This window comes from Lactobacillus hamsteri DSM 5661 = JCM 6256, from assembly GCF_000615445.1.
GTDB lineage: Bacteria > Bacillota > Bacilli > Lactobacillales > Lactobacillaceae > Lactobacillus > Lactobacillus hamsteri.
Genome location: NZ_BALY01000068.1, coordinates 1 through 1,500, shown reverse-complemented (window position 1 = coordinate 1,500; position 1,500 = coordinate 1). Strand labels below are relative to the sequence as shown.

Genomic DNA, 1,500 nt, shown 5'->3' with positions numbered 1-1,500 from the left:
GGCTCTTTGTCAAACACCCTAAAGTATAAAGGTAGAGGTCGACAACATGATGGATTAATTATTTCGTTTGTCAAACGGGCCCAACAATATATATTTTTAATAAGCTAGAGTTAGGGTGATGATCTTAAAGATCGAATTTTAGAAAATGAGTTAAAAATATATATTGCCTCAATTTGTTTTTAGAGGTGATAATGTGAATATAATTGGAATTGATGTTAGTAAAGGTGAAAGTCATGCAACCTTGATTGACAAAGAATTTGGAGAGACCAATTTTGTATTTAGGCATAATAAGAGCGGATTCCAAAAACTAAAAAGTTTTATGAATGAAAATACGATTGTAATTTTTGAGACAACGGGCATTTATTCGGCTCAACTCTCTCGATTTCTTCAAAATTGTAAGGTAAAGACATATGAATTAAATCCTCTTGAGGCAAGTTTAAGAATGGCATCGATGAGACGAAACAAAACTGATGCCAAAGATTCTCTTAAGCTGGCTCTTTTAGGAGTTACACAGTTATCAGAACTTGAAAGAAATCATAGAATTTACTTTGATTCGCAATATCAAAATTTACATATACTGGCATTACGATATCGGCAACTGATAAAAACTAGAACGAGGATTATTAATCACCTTAGAGCTAGTTTGGAATTAACTTTTCCCGAACTAAACAGTATTTTTAAATCTGCTCATGAAATTATTGCACTACAAATTTTTAAGCAGTATTGTCATCCTGATTTTTTGGTAGGGTTAAGTATTCAAAAAATGACAAATAATGTTTATTTATCTGTAAGCAAGCATATTCATAAAGATTTGATACAAGAATATTGTCAAAAGGTTTGGCTCGCTGCAAAAGATTCTTATCCTGCAGTTAATGCAGACTCTCAAGAAATAGAGATTATCTATGAATACTGTGATGAAATACAGCAGTATAATAAAACAATAAATTGGACTAAGAAAAAGCTCATCAGACTGGCGAGTTCCCTAGAAAACTTCAAAATAATTTGTAGTATCCCAGGAACTGGGCAATTAAACACTTCTTTGTTATTAGGCCTTGCTGGTGATATTAGTAGATTTGATAACTATAAGCAACTTAACGCCTATCTTGGATTAGATTTAAATCGTTACCAATCCGGGCAATACGAGAAGCATGATACTATTAATCGTCGAGGAAGCAGTCAAGGTCGAGCTGTTGAAACAGACATGATACGAAGCATGTTAAGAAATCAAAATAAAATTCAAAATCACTTAATTGATTATTATTACAAATTAAAAAAGCCACCTTTTAACAAGCATGACAAGGTGGCTTTAATAGCTTGCGCCAATCATTTGAATCGAACCATCATAAACTTGGTTCACACGCATCAAGTTTATGATTATCAAAAAGCAACTCATTAGTTTAGCGCAAACTTAAAAATGTTTGACTGCTCAAAGACTAGTCTTTGAGGGTACTGTTTAGTATACTCTTTTTTTCTAATATATATGGCTTGACTTTCTATAAG

At 32.3% G+C, this 1,500-nt stretch carries 1 protein-coding gene; it reads left to right on the top strand.

The window, feature by feature from the left end; genetic code table 11:
• Positions 1–193 precede the first annotated feature (193 nt).
• On the top strand, positions 194–1,396 hold the full coding sequence (locus JCM6256_RS09150; RefSeq protein ID WP_025081369.1) for an IS110 family transposase: 1,203 nt from the start codon (positions 194–196) through the stop codon (positions 1,394–1,396).
• Positions 1,397–1,500 lie beyond the last annotated feature (104 nt).